General features: G+C 49.2%; 14 protein-coding genes. 6 read left to right on the top strand and 8 right to left on the bottom strand.

The window, feature by feature from the left end; translation table 11 throughout:
• Positions 1–123: 123 nt before the first annotated feature.
• The 6 genes from guaB to pckA form a co-directional block, all read right to left on the bottom strand.
• Positions 124–1,596, bottom strand: a complete 1,473-nt coding sequence (gene guaB, locus F0L74_RS30715) for an IMP dehydrogenase (protein WP_149841704.1) — start codon at positions 1,594–1,596, stop codon at positions 124–126.
• A gap of 158 nt (positions 1,597–1,754) precedes the next feature.
• On the bottom strand, positions 1,755–2,864 hold the full coding sequence (dprA, locus tag F0L74_RS30710; protein ID WP_149841703.1) for a DNA-processing protein DprA: 1,110 nt from the start codon (positions 2,862–2,864) through the stop codon (positions 1,755–1,757).
• 194 nt (positions 2,865–3,058) lie between these two features.
• Positions 3,059–4,939, bottom strand: a complete 1,881-nt coding sequence (locus F0L74_RS30705) for an OmpA family protein (protein ID WP_149841702.1) — start codon at positions 4,937–4,939, stop codon at positions 3,059–3,061.
• Positions 4,940–5,082: 143 nt separating this feature from the next.
• The gene (locus tag F0L74_RS30700; protein WP_149841701.1) at positions 5,083–5,715 is read right to left on the bottom strand and encodes a 7-carboxy-7-deazaguanine synthase QueE; all 633 of its coding nucleotides are present in this window, start codon (positions 5,713–5,715) and stop codon (positions 5,083–5,085) included.
• A 140-nt stretch (positions 5,716–5,855) separates the two neighbouring features.
• A complete protein-coding gene (gene folD, locus F0L74_RS30695; RefSeq protein WP_149841700.1) occupies positions 5,856–6,743 on the bottom strand; it encodes a bifunctional methylenetetrahydrofolate dehydrogenase/methenyltetrahydrofolate cyclohydrolase FolD in 888 nt (295 codons plus the stop codon).
• 664 nt (positions 6,744–7,407) lie between these two features.
• A complete protein-coding gene (gene pckA, locus F0L74_RS30690) occupies positions 7,408–9,012 on the bottom strand; it encodes a phosphoenolpyruvate carboxykinase (ATP) (RefSeq protein WP_149841699.1) in 1,605 nt (534 codons plus the stop codon).
• Between the two features lie 500 nt (positions 9,013–9,512).
• Here pckA and F0L74_RS30685 point away from each other — a divergent pair, with 500 nt between their 5' ends.
• The 4 genes from F0L74_RS30685 to rsmI all read left to right on the top strand — a co-directional run bounded on the left by F0L74_RS30685 (position 9,513) and on the right by rsmI (position 12,785).
• Complete coding sequence (locus F0L74_RS30685; RefSeq protein ID WP_149841698.1) at positions 9,513–10,811, top strand: aminopeptidase P N-terminal domain-containing protein; 1,299 nt, start codon at positions 9,513–9,515, stop codon at positions 10,809–10,811.
• Between the two features lie 158 nt (positions 10,812–10,969).
• Positions 10,970–11,734 (top strand): CDP-alcohol phosphatidyltransferase family protein, encoded by a 765-nt coding sequence (locus F0L74_RS30680; protein ID WP_149841697.1) that lies wholly within the window; start codon positions 10,970–10,972, stop codon positions 11,732–11,734.
• A gap of 58 nt (positions 11,735–11,792) precedes the next feature.
• Positions 11,793–12,038, top strand: coding sequence for a phosphoribosylformylglycinamidine synthase subunit PurS (gene purS / locus F0L74_RS30675; RefSeq protein WP_149841696.1), 246 nt, complete (start codon positions 11,793–11,795; stop codon positions 12,036–12,038).
• A gap of 84 nt (positions 12,039–12,122) precedes the next feature.
• Complete coding sequence (gene rsmI / locus F0L74_RS30670; protein ID WP_149841695.1) at positions 12,123–12,785, top strand: 16S rRNA (cytidine(1402)-2'-O)-methyltransferase; 663 nt, start codon at positions 12,123–12,125, stop codon at positions 12,783–12,785.
• A gap of 21 nt (positions 12,786–12,806) precedes the next feature.
• Here rsmI and F0L74_RS33700 read toward each other — a convergent pair whose 3' ends face one another.
• Positions 12,807–13,394 carry an SEC-C metal-binding domain-containing protein gene (locus F0L74_RS33700; protein WP_213087148.1) on the bottom strand — a complete coding sequence of 196 codons (588 nt, stop codon included), beginning with the start codon at positions 13,392–13,394 and terminating at the stop codon, positions 12,807–12,809.
• A gap of 50 nt (positions 13,395–13,444) precedes the next feature.
• Positions 13,445–13,681: a hypothetical protein gene (locus tag F0L74_RS30660; protein WP_149841694.1), complete on the bottom strand. Its 237-nt coding sequence runs from the start codon at positions 13,679–13,681 to the stop codon at positions 13,445–13,447.
• Positions 13,682–14,006: 325 nt separating this feature from the next.
• On the opposite strand from F0L74_RS30660, the gene F0L74_RS30655 reads away from it, so the two are divergent.
• Together F0L74_RS30655 and F0L74_RS30650 are read left to right on the top strand one after the other, a co-directional pair.
• Positions 14,007–15,872, top strand: coding sequence for a M1 family metallopeptidase (locus tag F0L74_RS30655; protein WP_149841693.1), 1,866 nt, complete (start codon positions 14,007–14,009; stop codon positions 15,870–15,872).
• 168 nt (positions 15,873–16,040) lie between these two features.
• On the top strand, positions 16,041–16,610 hold the full coding sequence (locus F0L74_RS30650; RefSeq protein WP_149841692.1) for a hypothetical protein: 570 nt from the start codon (positions 16,041–16,043) through the stop codon (positions 16,608–16,610).
• Position 16,611 lies beyond the last annotated feature (1 nt).

The raw sequence follows: 16,611 nt of genomic DNA, 5'->3' as shown, positions 1-16,611 counted from the left end.
ATCGATGGAGGGGAGAACATTGTCCGCGGCCGCTGTGGGGCATAAAAAAAGGCCGGGAATAATCCCGGCCCTTTTATATATCATATAGATATCTCAATAATTGCATGTGCTAACGGTTAAAAGCTAGCGGCTATAATTTGGCGCCTCTTTGGTGATCACCACATCATGCGGGTGATTTTCTTTTACAGTAGCAGGAGAGATCTTGATGAACTGTGCTGCCTGCAACGCCTTCATATCTTTGGAACCTGTAAGTCCCATACCAGCGCGTAAACCGCCTACAAACTGCGCAATCACTTCTGTGAGTGTGCCTTTGTAAGGTACCCGGCCTACGATACCTTCCGGTACCAGTTTCTTGATATCGTCTTCATCCTGGAAGTAACGGTCCTTGCTGCCTTCCACCATGGCCTCAACAGAGCCCATACCGCGGTAGGATTTGAATTTACGTCCTTCGTAGATGATCGTTTCTCCGGGGCTTTCTTCTACGCCGGCAAATATAGAACCAGCCATGATGCAGGAAGCGCCTGCTGCAAGGGCTTTTACCATATCGCCCGTGTAGCGGATACCACCGTCTGCGATCACCGGTACGCCAGATTTCTTAATTGCCTCAGCGGCATTCAGGATGGCGGACAGCTGCGGAAAACCTGCGCCTGTTACTACACGGGTAGTACAGATGGAACCAGGTCCTACGCCTACTTTCACCGCGTCTGCGCCAGCTTCTACCAGGGCTTTGGCGCCATCGCCGGTAGCTACGTTACCAGCAATTACCTGCAATTTCGGGAAGGCTTTCTTCAATTTCTTCAGGCTGTTCAGCACCGCTATGGAATGTCCATGGGAGCTGTCCAGGCAAACTACGTCTACGCCAACGTTTATCAGCGCCTGTGCCCTGTCCAGCACGTCCGGGGTGATACCCAGTGCGGCGCCAACCAGCAGGCGGCCGTATTCGTCTTTTATAGCGTTGGGATAGCTTGTCAGCTGCAGGATATCACGGTAAGTGATGAGGCCCACCAGTTTGCCCTGTTTGCTTACTACGGGCAGTTTCTCGATCTTATTGTTTTGGAGTATCTTCTCTGCTTTCCTCAGATCAGTGCCTTCCGGAGCGGTAACCAGGTTGTCCCTGGTCATTACTTCGCTCACCAGGCGTTTCATGTTCTTTTCAAAGCGAAGATCGCGGTTTGTCAGGATGCCTGCCAGGTTCTTGTTCTCATCTACAATGGGAATACCACCAATACTGTTCTCCTTCATCAGCTGCAATGCCTGGCCTATAGTAGCGTTGGCTTGCAGGGTAATGGGATCCAGTATCAGGCCGTTGTCACTACGTTTCACCCGGCGCACCAGCTCCGCCTGTTTCTCTATGGACATATTCTTGTGCAGTATACCTATGCCGCCTTCCCTTGCCAATGCAATAGCCAGGTTGGCTTCTGTAACCGTATCCATGGCAGCAGATACCATAGGTATGTTGAGCTTTAATTGCTTGGTAAGTTGGGTGGAGATGTTTACTTCTTTCGGTAATACTTCAGAATAGGCCGGGACCAGGAGTACATCGTCAAATGTAAGGCCGTCATCTACAAATTTCGGTTTGGATTTTCCCGCAGGCATGTTGCAATTATTTGAGCTGTTTAAAAATAATTGCACGCAAATGTACGCTTATTTGCGGAATTAGAAAAACGCGTTTTCTATATTGACATAGAGATAATCTATACCAATCGGTATTTTTGGTGTGGGTGGGGATGCGTTTGAGCCACCTTATAGCAGTTTTACCCCATATACTGGTATTTTTGGCCGGGCATGCTTTTGACCATACAGTGTATTTCCAGCTGCATGAGCACGTTGTTCAGGAGGCTGCCAGGCAGCCGGCAGGAGCGGGCTATATCATCAATATGCTGTTCCGGCTGCTCATGAAAGGCGGCCATTACCAATTGCTCTTCCTGGCTCAGGGACACAAACAGGGCCCGTTGCTGCACGGCTGCCGGCTTTTTTACAGGCTGCCAGCCCATTAACTCCAGGATATCTGCTGCATTGGTGACCAGCTGGGCACGATGTGTTTTGATCAGGTGGTGGCAACCGGCAGAGGTATCATCACCTATCCGGCCGGGGATGGCGAAGACATCACGATTATAGCTGTTGGCTATATCTGCGGTGATCAGCGAGCCGCCATACAAGCCGGTTTCAATAACGATAGTGGCATCGCACATGCCGGCTACAATACGGTTACGTTTAGGAAAGTTTTGTTTATCTGGGTTGGTTTGGCTGATAAAATCCGTAAGCAGCCCGCCGTTTTCCAGCATGGCTGCCGCCGTATGTTTGTGCACCGCGGGGTAGATACGATCCAGGCCATGCGCTAATACGCCAATGGTTGGCAGCTCCTGTTGCAGCGCGGCTTTGTGCGCCAGTATATCTATGCCATAGGCCAGCCCGCTCACAATGGTGATGTTATGGGCTGCCAGCTCTGCCACCAGCCGCTCGCAGATCTCCCGCCCGTAACGGCTGGGATTACGGGTACCGATAATGTTAACGAAATGCGTGGCATTCAGGTCTGCTGTTCCTTTAAAATACAATAGCAGGGGGCTATCGTAACAATCGCGCAGCCTGCGCGGATAGGCGGTATCTGTATAGAAAACAGGCTGGATCTTATACCGTTCTATAAAACAGAGCTCTTCTTCTATGCGCTTAAAGCCTTTAAATCGTTTAATGGCTGCTGCGCGCACCGTGCCTATTTCCGGTATACGCTCCAGTGTTTGTTGTTTTGCTTTGAAAACAGCGCTGGCGCTGCCAAGATGATCGATTAATTTTTTTGCGGTAACATCCCCTACCTGTGAGATCTGTGTAAGGGCTATCTGGTGGAATAGTTCATTAGGCACAAACATAGGATGGTTTCAATTTACACCAATTTACATCTTTCCCTCCGGTCTTCGAAATTTTTACACAAACTCAATCAACTAAATTCCCGTACCCTCATTTTTACACGCTCACAATCACTATAACAAAGTAATTAAAAGCAAAGGCGCCTGCCTTTACAGCAAGCGCCTTCTAAATAATATCCGCGTTTAACTACTCATCTTTACAAACTGATCACCTTAAACTCTGTTCTTCTATTCTGTGCTCTTCCATCTTCTGTATTATTATCCGCAACAGGCTGCGTTTCTCCGTACCCCTTTGCACGCAGGCGTTCCGCCGCTATGCCTTTCTGTGTAAGATATGCCACCACGGCTTTCGCGCGATTGGCAGACAATAACAGGTTATCCTGGTCAGAGCCCACATTATCCGTATGCCCGCTGATCTCTGTTACCAGCCCCGGGTTATCCTGCAGCAGCTGCACCAGTTTATCCAACTCTATCTGCGAAGCAGGTTGCAACGTAATCTGTTTGCTTTCAAAGAAGATATTATGCAGTACAATGGTCGCATTGGCTTCAATGGGCTGCAGTGGTATATTCTTCTCTGGCGGCGTGCCTGTTTGCGCTGTGGGCAGCGTAAAATTATCAGAGTAAAAGAGGTATCCGCGTTTGTTCACATTAAACGCATATGACTTGCCAACCGGTAATGGCACCAGGTATTGGCCGCTATCATTACATTTTACTTTTGCAAGGGTAAAACCACTTTCCAGGTCCGTGAGCTCCAGGTCTGCTGTTAACCGCTGCTGTGTTTTGGCGTCGTACACATACCCTTTTACGTACAGGGTAGGCAGCGGCCGTGCCGCGGGATACAGTTCAAAACTGTAGATATCCAGCGTGCCATGGCTATCGGTACGGTCAGAGGCAAAGTATGCTGTTCTGCCGTCTGCCGCTACGATCAGGCTGGCGTCTTCATCGATGGTGTTGATCGGGTAGCCCAGGTTGATGGCTGGCCCCCAGCTGCCATCCGGCTGCCGCCGGGAATAGAACAGGTCCATACCGCCATAGCCGGGGTGCCCGTTAGAGGCAAAGAAAAGCGTTTGGTTATCCGCATGGATGAATGGCGTGGTTTCCCGGCCGGGGGTGTTAATGTTAGGCCCTAGCCTTTCCGGTACGCCCCAGCGGCCGTTGGGCAGGCGCCTGCTCATAAAGATATCTGCCCCATTGCCGGCTGTTTCCCGTACAAAGTACAGCGTTTGTTTATCTACGGATAAACAGGGCTGCGATTCCCAGTCCCGGGTATTGATGGGCATGCCCATATTCTGGGGTGCTTCCCAGCCGTTCTTTGTTTTCATGGAGAAGTAAATATCGCAGCTGCCCTTGCCATCCGGGAACTCGCAGCCGGTAAATACCAGCATCTCGCCATCCTGGGAGATCTGTTGTGCGCCTTCATTAAAGGCGGTGTTCACCGGTTCTCCCATATCTTTGGCGGCTTGCCAGTGCACGCTGTCTTTTTGAGAGATGAAGAAGTCTTCATTCTTACCGTTCACCCGCCGGGTAAAGATCAGTGTTTTATCGTCTATGGTCAGGCTGGGAAAGTATTCCGGATCTTTGGTATTGATGCCGTCGCCCAGGTTATGCGGTTCAAAAGGCACCTGGGTAGCTGCTTTCAGGGCAAATTCATAGTTCTCTTTTAGCTTCGCTGCTTTGGGGCTTTTGCTTTTGCCGGACTGCAGGTATTGATCGATCATTTGCAACGCATCTGCAAAGCGGCCGTTACCTGCCAACGCGCGGGAGTACGCGAGCATAGCAGGCCGTAAACCGGCGCTGTCCAGCTGTTTGAGCTTCTCAAAGCTGGCAATGGCGGCTGTATATTTCTTCAGCGTTACATAGGAGATACCCATCTGCCCATATGCGTCTGAAAAATTAGGTTCTATGCGGATGGCCTCCTGCAGAAAATGGATGGCCTCATCATCCCGGTATTCCCGGATGGCGGCAACCGCATTGTCAAAATTGGATTGGGCCTTTTTTTTGGCGGTTTCGTAGGTGACTACCTGCGCCTGTACGTACAGGCTGCAGCAAAGTAAGCAACCGGTGATAAATGATCTCATGTGCGAATGTGCTGATATGCTATTGGATTAACGCGAATATATACATTAATATTTTCAATCATGGCAGATGATTGGCCATGTGGCGGGGCGTACCCGATGTATGGATGAGGGGGCCATATTGTAGATTAAAGAAGCGCCCGTTATCACGGCACGTTAATATACTTGTGGATCTGCAATGATAACTCCCATTCCGGGTGTTCCTTGATATAATCAATGATAAGCGGGGTCATCTCTGCTGCTTTTTCCCATTCGGGCTGCAGGTATAGGCGGCAGTGCCCGCCAGCCAGGGCGGCGTACTTTTCTGCCCAGGCAAAATCTGTTTTATTAAAGATCACCACCTTTAGCTCATGGGCCTGTTGGCAGATCTCCGGCAGGGGCGCTTTGAATTTTTTAGGGGAGAGGGTGATCCAGTCCCACTGTCCGCTCAACGGGGAGGAGCCGGAAGTTTCAATATGGGTACGGAATCCCTGCTCATGGAGGGTATCGCAAAGCGCATCCAGGTTGTGCATCAGGGGCTCGCCGCCTGTGATCACGGCAATACGGCCGGGATGTTGCGCTGCTTCACGGACAATATCGGAAATAGCCAGCTTAGGGTGTTTAGCTGCATCCCAGCTGTCTTTCACATCGCACCAGTGGCAACCTACATCGCAACCACCCAGGCGTATAAAATAAGCAGCCCGCCCCTGATGGTAGCCTTCCCCCTGGATGGTGTAAAAGCGCTCCATCACTGGCAGTGTGGTCGTTTGAATGTTGGTATTGGTAACTACTAATGACATTATACAATCTTCCTCATGAACTTTGCAGGCACAAAGTTCGCACATTTTATTTAACCGCAGTCTTAGCAGCTCAAAGGCCGCTAAATGCTCACTTATTAATCATATTTGCAGGCCATTAACTGCTAAAAGCTAATGGCTTATTAATTCATATTCACCTTCTGCCCGATGGAAGCGTGATAGGTATTTTTCAGCAGGGCCGCTATGGTCATAGGGCCTACGCCACCCGGTACGGGAGTGATATAGCTGGCTTTTGGCGCTACTTCGTCAAAATTAACGTCGCCTATCAAGCGGAAACCGCTCTTTTTGCTGGCGTCTGCTACCCGGTTAATACCTACGTCAATTACCACGGCGCCTGGTTTTACCATATCGCCTGTTACAAAGTTCGGACGGCCAATGGCGGCTACCACGATATCCGCCTGACGGCAGATCTCAGCCAGATTAGCGGTATTGGAATGACAAAGGGTAACGGTACAGTTGCCCGGATAGGCGTTACGGCTCAGCAGTATGCTTACAGGCGTGCCCACAATATGGCTACGGCCTATTACCACCGCATGTTTACCCTTGGTGGCAATGTTATAGTGCTCCAGCATGAGCATAATGCCGTAGGGTGTGGCGGGGATAAAGGTGGGCAGTCCGCTCACCATTTTTCCTACGTTCACCGGGTGAAACCCGTCCACGTCCTTGCTGGGATCAATGGTGTTGATCACCAGCTCCTCGTTGATATGTTTAGGTAAAGGCAGTTGTACCAGGATGCCGTCAATATCCGCATTCTCATTCAGGAGGGTGATATTGTCCAGCAGGTGCTTTTCAGAGATCTGGGCGTCAAAGCGCAGCAGGGTGCTGTTGTAGCCTATTTCGGCGCAGGATTTCACTTTGGAGGCCACATATGTTTCACTCGCAGGATCATTGCCAACCAGGATGGCTGCCAGGTGAGGGGTTTTTTTGTTGGTGAGCTTTAGCTCAGTCACTTTTTCGGCCAATTGCGCCTTGATGGCCGCGGAAACCAGTTTACCGTCTAAAATTTGCATGCGCAAAGGTAAGATTAATTATAATTCAGCGGGAATAATTGAGAGGGGGAGGGGGCCGCTGGTGATTTCTGAATTTTGATAGCTCGCTGATCCAGGCGAGGGGCTGTCATAAATTTCTCCAATTAGGACGACATCTGGATGTATTTTGATCACACTTAGCCCGGCGGCGCCTCAAGCTGGCCCTGGAAGGCACCGTCGTCATCCAATAGAGAACGCATTATCACATAACAGAAACGTCTATAGGAACAAAGATCAGAAAACGTCTATAGGAACAAGACTACCAATCAGCCTATGCATTACTATATATCCGCTGCCAACACATATTAATCACGATCATATAACGATTCGAGACGAAGGAATACGCGAAACGCACCAACAAGGCACAACAAATCAGAAAATCACATGTTAGCAATGAACAAAACAAAAAAGAAGGGAAAGAAATCTCAGTGAAGTTGGGGCTCCGCCGCAAGTTCCGCAAAACAAGTACCCCTGATTGCATATTCATGAACAATAACCGGGGAACTTGTTTTGCGTTGGCGGCGCTTACGCGCACTATAAGTTGGAACTTGCTGTTGATTAATAGTGGAAATTATAAAAGCACAAGGGACCTCAATATAGGTATATTTTCTTAAAAGTTAAATTTTATTTAAATAATTTTTACTTGTTACAACATCTTTGGCGCTGCCGCTAAAATCTCTGCTGGCGTCTGTGATGCGTACTTCTTAAAGTTGTCTGTGAACTGCTTAGCCAGGTCTTTTGCCTGCCGGTCATAAGCAGCTTTATCAACCCAGGTGTTGCGCGGATCCAGGATATCTGCCGGCACCCCCGGGCACATTTCCGGCACTGCAAAACCAAAGATGGCGTGTTCCATATACGCCAGCCGGTCCAGCTCGCCTTTTAAGGCAGCACAGATCATAGCGCGGGTATAGCTGAGCTGTATACGCTGCCCCGCGCCATAGGCGCCGCCGGTCCAGCCTGTATTTACCAGCCATACGCTCACCTGGTTCTCCCGCATCTTATCGCCCAGCATCTGCGCATACTTTGCTGGATGCAGCGGCAGGAAGGGGGCGCCAAAACAGGCGCTAAAGGTGGACTTGGGCTCCGTGATGCCGGTTTCTGTACCTGCCACCCTGGCCGTGTAGCCGGAAATGAACTGGTACATCGCCTGCTCCGGCGTGAGCCTGCTGATGGGAGGCAGCACGCCATAAGCGTCGCAAGTCAGGAAGAAGATATGTTTGGGGATACCGCCAATGGATGGTTCCATTGCATTATCAATATAATGGAGAGGGTAAGATACACGGGTATTTTCCGTAATGGCCCTGTCCGCATAGTTCACCTGCCGGGTACCGGGAACAAAGCCAATGTTCTCCAGCAGTGCGCCTTCGCGGATGGCCTGATAGATCTGCGGCTCTTTGGCCTCACTCAGATCTATGGTCTTAGCATAACAGCCCCCTTCAAAGTTAAATACACTGTGCGCATTCCATCCATGCTCATCATCCCCGATCAGCTTACGCTCCGGATCAGCGCTTAAAGTGGTTTTACCTGTGCCGCTTAAGCCAAAGAAGATAGCGGTATCGCCGTCCTTGCCCTGGTTGGCGGAACAGTGCATGCTCAGCACATTTTTAAAATGTGGCAGCTGATAGTTCAGGATGGTGAAAATGCCTTTTTTGATCTCCCCGGTATAGGCAGAACCGCCTATCAGGATCACTTTCTTTGTAAAGTTCACCACGGAGAAATTATGCTGGCGTACGCCGTCTGCTGCACCATCGGCCAGGCAGCCCGGAGCTTGTATCACAGTCCACTCCGGGTCCTGGAATTCCAGCTCTTCCTCTGCAGGCCGAAGGAACATGTTGTAGGCAAAAAGATTAGCCCAGGGCGTTTCTGTGATCACCCGTATGTTTGTCCGGTACTCAGGGTGGGCGCAGGCATAACAATCCCGCATCCACACCTCTTTACCGGCAAAGTACTGCGTGATCTTTGCGTATAAATTGTCAAAGACCGCAGGGGCAAGTGGTTGGTTAAAGTCGTTCCAGTTAACGGTCGTAGCAGTAAGCTCGTCCTTTACAATAAATTTATCTTTGGGGGATCTGCCGGTAAATTCACCGGTATTTACAGCCAGTGCGCCATTGTCAGCGAGGATACCTTGTTGGCGGCTGAGAGTTTGTGTAACCAGTACTTCAGGAGTTAACTGGTAGTGTACATCGGCTGTATCCGCTATTCCTATCTCCCGCAGTTCGGCCACGGGATTTCTAACGCTGCTAATTTGCATACAGCAAGATTGTTTTGGTGTAATAGCAAAACTAGCGAATTTTTGATATTATCAAATTTAACAGGTGTTATTAGATGTAAATTTAGAAATTGTGTAGCCTTTCTGGCGTTCTTGTTGAAGATTTTCAAATGGATTCGATTACAAAGTAGTTAAATTTTAAGCCTCCGTCCGCTAAAAGGCTGAAATTCCGGCTGTTACTGATGATGTTGCTATCGTTGTCAGCACTTTTATCAACCTGCCGATCTTCGTACACCCATATCTTTCATCCACGCCACTGCCCATCTGCCATGCTGCATCCTCCACACGGCTTTCGCCTTACTGCTTATCCCAGCTCCGATGCCCGGCTCCTCCGGACGTTCATCCATCATAACCCCCGTCCTCGCCCTACATCTATCTACCTTTTCTGCCCGCCAAACCCGTCCCACTTAAGTCCGCGATCACATCCACACATCCGCACATCAACATATTTCTTAGCTTTGAGCCCTTAAACTCAAATCACCATGAAGTATCTGCCTTTGGATCAGCAGCTCTTTATTAAGAACCGTCAGCGCTTTACGGCAAAAATGCAACCGCAGTCCATTGCCATCTTTAACTCTAACGATGAGCTGCCTTCCAACGGCGACGCCCTCTACGCCTTCAAACAGAACTCAGACCTCTACTGGCTTACCGGCATAGAACAGGAAGATACCATGGTGATCCTTTACCCGGACAATCCCGATCCTAAATACCGCGAAGTCCTGGTACTGGTGCGCCCTAATGAGCAAAAAGAGAAATGGGATGGCCGCCGCCACCGCAAAGAAGAAGCCCAGCAAATCTCCGGCATCTCTACCATCGTATGGTTGGATACCCTGGACGCCCTGCTCCAGCAGTGGATCCACGAGGCTCAACACATTTACCTTAACACCAACGAAAATAACCGCAAGGCCAGCCTGGTACCTGTTAGGGATTACCGTTATGCACAGGAGCTCAGAATGCGCTACCCCCTGCATAACTACCTCCGTACGGCTCCTATATTAAAGGCGCTGCGCGCGGTAAAAACGCCGGAGGAGATCAAGGTGATCCAGCAGGCTATTGATATCACGGAAAAAACCTTCCGCCGCCTGTTGCAATTCATCCGTCCGGGGGTATGGGAGCATGAGATCCATGCAGAGATCCTGCATGAGTTCCTCCGCAACCGCGCTACCGGCGAAGCCTATAGCTCTATTATAGCCAGCGGTGACCGTGCTCGTACCCTGCATTATATCGCCAATAACCAGGAGTGTAAGGAAGGGGAGCTGATCCTGATGGATTTTGGCGCTGCCTACGGCGGTTACAATGCAGACCTAACCCGTACCGTACCGGTAAGCGGCAAATTCACGGCCCGCCAGCGCGAGGTCTACGATGCCTGCCTGCACCTGCATATGTACGCTAAGTCCATCCTCAAACCTGGTATCAACATCGCTAAATATCATGAGATGGTAGGGCAGGAAGCCGGCAAACAATTCGTACAGATAGGTTTGCTCACCGAAGCGGATATCAAAAACCAGGACCCCGAAAGTCCGGCATACCGCAAATATCTTTACCATGGTATTTCCCATCACCTGGGTGTAGATGTACACGATCTGGCCCCATCCTTCCAACGGCCCCTGGAAGAAGGCGCCGTGCTCACCGTAGAACCAGGTATCTATATAGCGGAAGAACAGATTGGTATCCGTATAGAGAACAACATCTGGGTCACTGCCAATGGCAACATAGATCTGATGAAGAATATACCCATCACGGCAGATGAGATAGAAGCCCTGATGAAAGCAGCCGGATGATCATATCACGAATAAATTTCAAACATTACGTAATAGTTTGAAATAATTTATTATCTATGTACAAAAATCACCGCAGTAACGGATGAACATTGGGCAGGCATGTGTAACCGCCGCCGCCCACTACTGTGGCCGCCGTGTACTGTGGACCGACGACCGTCATGAGACAACTTTCTAACGTCCTAACCTTAGGGAATCTTTTTTGTGGCGCTATCGCCATCATCTTCATATTGCACGCTCCGCAGTATATAGCGGAGTTTAACGGGATAGAATATACTATCACCAATCCGGAGCCGGTGTACTGGGCTTCCGCCCTTGTAGTGATCGCAGGCGTGCTGGACTTCTTCGATGGCCTGGTGGCCCGCTGGCTGGGTATCCAGTCCCCCATGGGTAAGGAGCTCGACTCCCTGGCAGATGTGGTGAGTTTTGGCGTAGTACCCGGTATGATCCTGTTCCGCCTGTTACGCAGCGCGTATATGCAGCAGCCGGACGTATTTGACGTATCTTATTTTAACCTGGCCCCGGCCTTGCTGGTGCCCTGTTTTGCCGCTTACCGCCTGGCCAGGTTCAACCTCGATACCCGGCAGGCAGAATTCTTCATCGGGGTGCCTACGCCGGCCGTTGGCCTGCTGGTGGCTTCTTTCCCGCTGATCATGTTGTTCAATAACTTCAACCTGGCGCATTTTTTACAGAATATCTGGGTCCTGTATGTGATCATAGCCCTGCTGTGTTACCTGATGGTAGCGGAAATACCCATGATCAGCCTTAAATTCAAGAGCTTTAACATGGCCCAGAACTGGCCGCGCCTGTTGCTGATAGTACTGCTGCTGGCCGCTATTCCCATACTCCATTATGCGGCTGCTCCCTTTATATTTGTTTGCTACGTAGTCCTGTCATTGATAGTGCCGCCCGGAAAAGCAGCGTGATAGTCCTCTTAACTATCAACAATTTTCGCTAGGTTTGCACTTCAAAATTTTTAGCACAATGACATTTACTGCGCACATTAATGTGATGCCACTGAAAGAATTGCTGGATCCCCAGGGTAAAGCGGTTATGAGCGGATTAAAGAACCTGGGCATTGGCCAGGTAAACGATGTAAGGATAGGCAAACACATTACCCTGCAAATAGATGCCGCTTCCAAAGAAGAAGCTCAACAGCTGGCAGAGAACGCCTGCCAGAAATTACTGGCCAACCAGGTAATGGAATTCTACGAAGTAAATATTCAATAAAATAAGCTGTTAGCCATAGCCGTTAGCTGTTAGCCGCAAGGCATAGCGCTAACGGCTAACAGCTAAGCGCTAAAAGCCGGCCTCATGCTCTACATCGTTCCTTCCCCTATAGGCAATCTGGCCGATATCACCTACAGGGCCGTAAAGGTACTGGGAGAGGTAGACCTGATACTGGCAGAAGATACCCGCACTTCCGGCGTGCTCCTCAAGCACTATAACATACAAAAGCCGGTAACGCCTTACCATCAGCATAATGAACATAAGGTACTGCAGCACCTTGCGCAACAGCTGCAGGCTGGCAAAACCATGGCCCTGATCACAGATGCCGGTACGCCCGGCGTATCAGATCCCGGCTTTCTGCTGGTAAGGGAATGTATACGCGAAGGCATACGGGTGGAATGTTTGCCCGGCGCTACCGCCTTTGTACCCGCCCTCGTTAATAGTGGTATCCCCATGAACCGCTTTAGTTTCGAAGGCTTTTTACCTCTTAAAAAAGGCCGTCATACCCTGTTCACCCAACTATCACAGGATGAGCGCACCATCGTTTTCTACGAATCCCCCCAACGCCTGGTAAAGACCCTCGAAGAACTGATCAAGTACTTTGGGCCGGATCGTATATGCTGCGTATGCCGTGAGTTAACCAAAATGTTTGAAGAAAATAAACATGGCAGCCTGCAGGAAGTACATGACTACTTTAAAGAAAAAGGGGTTAAAGGGGAAATTGTAGTGATAGTGGCAGGGGTATAACAAACCTGATAGCATTACATGCTAAGCCTCCTCCTTCCCATGACAATGTTTATACTTTTTTCCACTGTTACATGGGCAAAGCATGTTGCGCGGTGTGGAGGGGGAAACATGCGTCATCGGCCCTTGATTATACTTACTTCGGGTATAGTCAATTGTTTCAATGGAGGGCATTCTAAAAGAAAAGGTAGTGGTGTTTTGCACATTTGTGATCACAAAATCTCCTTTTGTAATAATGTCCATGCCTATGACCACACCAAAACTGCCTGTTGCATCTGCACATTCTGATACCTTAACATTCATTAACATGTCTCCGGTAGGCAGGAAGATGTGAACAGCGTATCTGGGCGCCTTCGTTTTACCCCCGGCATGATAACTTTCAATCATGCCAAATGGTTCAAGCCCCAACTGTCTTGCCGTTGATTTGGTTATCACACTATTGGTGGCGCCGGTATCCCACAATGCTCCAATTTGTAAGACCCGTGAATCATCGTTGCTGATCCAATCACCGAGGTTTACAGGGAAAGGAGCTGAAACGCCGACATTCACAACAATTTCCTGCAATAAGCCTGCTGCTGGCCTGGCTGTAAAGGCCTTAAATGGTTGACTCAATGTTTTAAAGTTTAAAGGTTAACTAAGGAGTGAAAATTTAAGGTGGTTAACTAAAAAAGTACTCTGGGAGACCAGATAGCAGCGCTGTAAGACGCCTTTCCGGGGAAACAATGCTGAATTATAAAAGTACCCGGCTCATACTCTCCAAAACCAGTCGCATACGCCTTTTCGAATGTATCATAAGCGCCCTGGACCTGCTCATCCTTTATAATAAGATGTTTGCCGTTGTAAAGATTCACCAGCTGTTCCTGGTTGTCGATGTAATATTGTAACTCTTTCTCAAGCATGTGCAAAAATTTTTAAGTTTGATAATTGAAACGTTTCATTCATTCAACGCTGTAAAATTAACCCGTTCCAATTTCCCGGCAATGAAAATAGGTGATTAACTTTCAATCAATTAGAGAGGATTTGGATCACGCTTTTACTCCTTTTTTTATCATTTAAGTCCCCTTATTATTTGCCCGTTTTTGACCCCAAAACCAGCTGCTAAACTTATCTAATCCCCCAAAAACATTCCCCACAAAAAATTGTCAACTGGGAAATTGTAGTGATAGTAGGAGCCACATAAACCCCAAATAGCCCTAAATTAGCACTCTAAAATCTAAACGCTGGATGAAGCAAATGATCGCAGGAGCAACCCTGCTCGCCTTCCTATTTACAGGACTCTCACTAAAGGCACAGCCAGACCGTTGGCAGCAACGGGTGAAATACACCATGGACGTGAAAATGAACGTCGAAAACCATCGTTTCACCGGCAAACAACGCCTGGAATACACCAATAACTCACCCGACACGCTGTACAAAGTATTCTACCATCTCTACTGGAATGCCTTTCAACCCAACAGCATGATGGATATGCGCAGCCGTGAGCTGGGCAAAACCGTGCTGCCAAACGGCCGTGCAGACTGGGATGGCCGCGTACGCGACCGTATCGCCAATCTTAAACCAGACGAGATCGGCTACCAGAAAGTACTCTCCCTCAAACGTGATGGCCGCGCACTGCAATACAAAGTAGTGGAAACCATCCTCGAAGTAACGCTGGATAAACCCATCCTCCCGCATGCCACCACCGTGTTCGACATGGACTTTGAAGCGCAGGTGCCGGTGCAGATCCGCCGCAGCGGCCGTAATAATGCGGAGGGCGTGGATTACTCCATGTCCCAGTGGTATCCTAAAATGTGCGAGTATGACTACGAAGGCTGGCATCCCACTTTCTACGTTGCCCGCGAGTTCTACGGCGTTTGGGGCGATTATGACGTAACCATCACTATCGATAAACGTTTTGTAATAGGCGGCACCGGCTACCTGCAGAATCCTAACCAGGTAGGCCATGGCTATGAAACACCCGGCGCGCAGGTAACCCGTCCGGCTGGTAGTAACCTGGTATGGCATTTCGTAGCGCCCAATGTGCACGATTTTGTATGGGCGGCTGATCCGGACTATAAACATATCACGCAGCGTGTGGATGGTTTTACCGCCCACTTCTTCTATATAGAGAACGAGGCTACCCAGGATACCTGGCCGCAATTTGCGAAGATGGTGCCGGCGGCATATGCATTTATCAAAGCCCACTATGGCGCTTATCCGTATAAACAGTATTCCTTTATCCAGGGTGGCGATGGCGGCATGGAGTATCCCATGGCTACGCTCATTATGGGCAATGGCAAGCTGAACGGCCTGTATGGCGTTGCCATGCATGAATGGATGCACAGCTGGTACCAGGGTATGATGGGCACCAACGAAAGCCTGTATCCCTGGATGGATGAAGGGTTTACCACTTTTGCGGAAGATAATGTAACGTTCAATACCATCGACTCCCTGAAAGGGGAAGGCGCGCATGCCGGCACTTACAACGGTTATTTCGCCCTGGTGCGCAGCGGCCTGGAAGAGCCGATGAGCACTCCCTCAGACTATTTCAGCACCAACTACGCCTATAGCCTTAACGCTTATCCTAAAGGCGCCGTTTTCCTGGAGCAGCTGGGATATGTGATCGGCGCAAAGGCCCGGGATAAAGGACTGCTGAACTATTATGCGGACTGGCGCTTCAAACATCCCAATGTAAATGACTTTATGCGGGTTATGGAGAAAGCAAGCGGCCTCCAGCTGGACTGGTACCGGATGTTCTTCGTAAACACCCTTAAACATGTGGATTACAGTATTGACAGCGTATACGATAAAGACGGCAAAGCCGTGGTGCGCCTGCGCAGGATAGGGGAGATGCCCATGCCTATTGACCTGGTATTAACCGCCACCAACGGTGTACAGGTGATGCACTATATTCCGCTGTCCCTCATGTTTGGCGAAAAACCGCAGGAAGACGATTCCATGAAACGTATCACCCACGAATGGTGGGCATGGACGCATCCTACCTACGAAATACAGCTGGATATCCCGGTTAGCGAGATCTCCAGCCTGGAAATTGATCCCAGCCAGCGTATGGCAGATATCGACCGGAAGAATAACGTGTACAAACCTTAAGAGGACACAGAAATTTAACATACCCAGGGGGCGCCGCACAGCGTTCCCCTTTCTTTTCCCCCCTGCTTTTACATATATTTGATAAGCACGCCGTGGCTGGTATGAAGTAGGGTAGGGGCGATGGATTTGGTTAATAATTAGTACATTCATGGATCAACCCTGTTCCGAATGAATGCAACGATCATAGTAGCCCTCATCTCATCCTTTGCAGCGATCTTAATTGGTATTGCCAATTTTATTTCCGCCAGAATTACGCTCAGGCACAATAAAGCCACTGTGTTGGAACTGGAGCGATTGAAAGATGAACTGGACAGAAAAAAACAGGCACGTTTATTCGCCGTTAAACAGGCGGAAAAGGAGATCGACGCCATTGACCGCGCCATCAGCTGCATACAGCGATTAAAGGAAACGCTTTATCTCGCGATAACCTGCCTCCCGGATACCGTATCAACAGAAGTGATCATCGCAGCGTTAAAACTTGATATCGAAAAACTGGTTACGCTTTACGAAGACGATTTCTCTATGCTGAAATCAGTTACAAAACAATCTGTTCATGATATAAAAACATTTTCGGCAGATGCTCTTTTTTTATTAAAAAGCTATTTGAACAACGCAACATATGTTAGCTTATCTGACGAGCAAAAAAATACCTTAGCCCATAAAAGAAGCCGGCTTACAGAACAGCAAGAGGTATTACGGGACATCAAGTACAATATTATAACCAGGATAGCGTCTTAAA

This window comes from Chitinophaga agrisoli, assembly GCF_008386695.1.
Lineage (GTDB): Bacteria > Bacteroidota > Bacteroidia > Chitinophagales > Chitinophagaceae > Chitinophaga > Chitinophaga agrisoli.
The sequence above is the reverse complement of the archived record's forward strand: the minus strand, read 5'-3'. Positions and strand labels throughout refer to the sequence as shown.

Excerpts from the sequence above, each read along its gene's own strand:
- guaB (WP_149841704.1), bottom strand. The coding sequence starts at position 1,596 with ATGCCTGCGGGAAAATCCAAACCGAAATTTGTAGATGACGGCCTTACA.
- dprA (WP_149841703.1), bottom strand. The coding sequence starts at position 2,864 with ATGTTTGTGCCTAATGAACTATTCCACCAGATAGCCCTTACACAGATC.
- F0L74_RS30705 (WP_149841702.1), bottom strand. The coding sequence starts at position 4,939 with ATGAGATCATTTATCACCGGTTGCTTACTTTGCTGCAGCCTGTACGTA.
- F0L74_RS30700 (WP_149841701.1), bottom strand. The coding sequence starts at position 5,715 with ATGTCATTAGTAGTTACCAATACCAACATTCAAACGACCACACTGCCA.
- folD (WP_149841700.1), bottom strand. The coding sequence starts at position 6,743 with ATGCAAATTTTAGACGGTAAACTGGTTTCCGCGGCCATCAAGGCGCAA.
- pckA (WP_149841699.1), bottom strand. The coding sequence starts at position 9,012 with ATGCAAATTAGCAGCGTTAGAAATCCCGTGGCCGAACTGCGGGAGATA.
- F0L74_RS30685 (WP_149841698.1), top strand. The coding sequence starts at position 9,513 with ATGAAGTATCTGCCTTTGGATCAGCAGCTCTTTATTAAGAACCGTCAG.
- F0L74_RS30680 (WP_149841697.1), top strand. The coding sequence starts at position 10,970 with ATGAGACAACTTTCTAACGTCCTAACCTTAGGGAATCTTTTTTGTGGC.
- purS (WP_149841696.1), top strand. The coding sequence starts at position 11,793 with ATGACATTTACTGCGCACATTAATGTGATGCCACTGAAAGAATTGCTG.
- rsmI (WP_149841695.1), top strand. The coding sequence starts at position 12,123 with ATGCTCTACATCGTTCCTTCCCCTATAGGCAATCTGGCCGATATCACC.
- F0L74_RS30660 (WP_149841694.1), bottom strand. The coding sequence starts at position 13,681 with ATGCTTGAGAAAGAGTTACAATATTACATCGACAACCAGGAACAGCTG.
- F0L74_RS30655 (WP_149841693.1), top strand. The coding sequence starts at position 14,007 with ATGAAGCAAATGATCGCAGGAGCAACCCTGCTCGCCTTCCTATTTACA.
- F0L74_RS30650 (WP_149841692.1), top strand. The coding sequence starts at position 16,041 with ATGAATGCAACGATCATAGTAGCCCTCATCTCATCCTTTGCAGCGATC.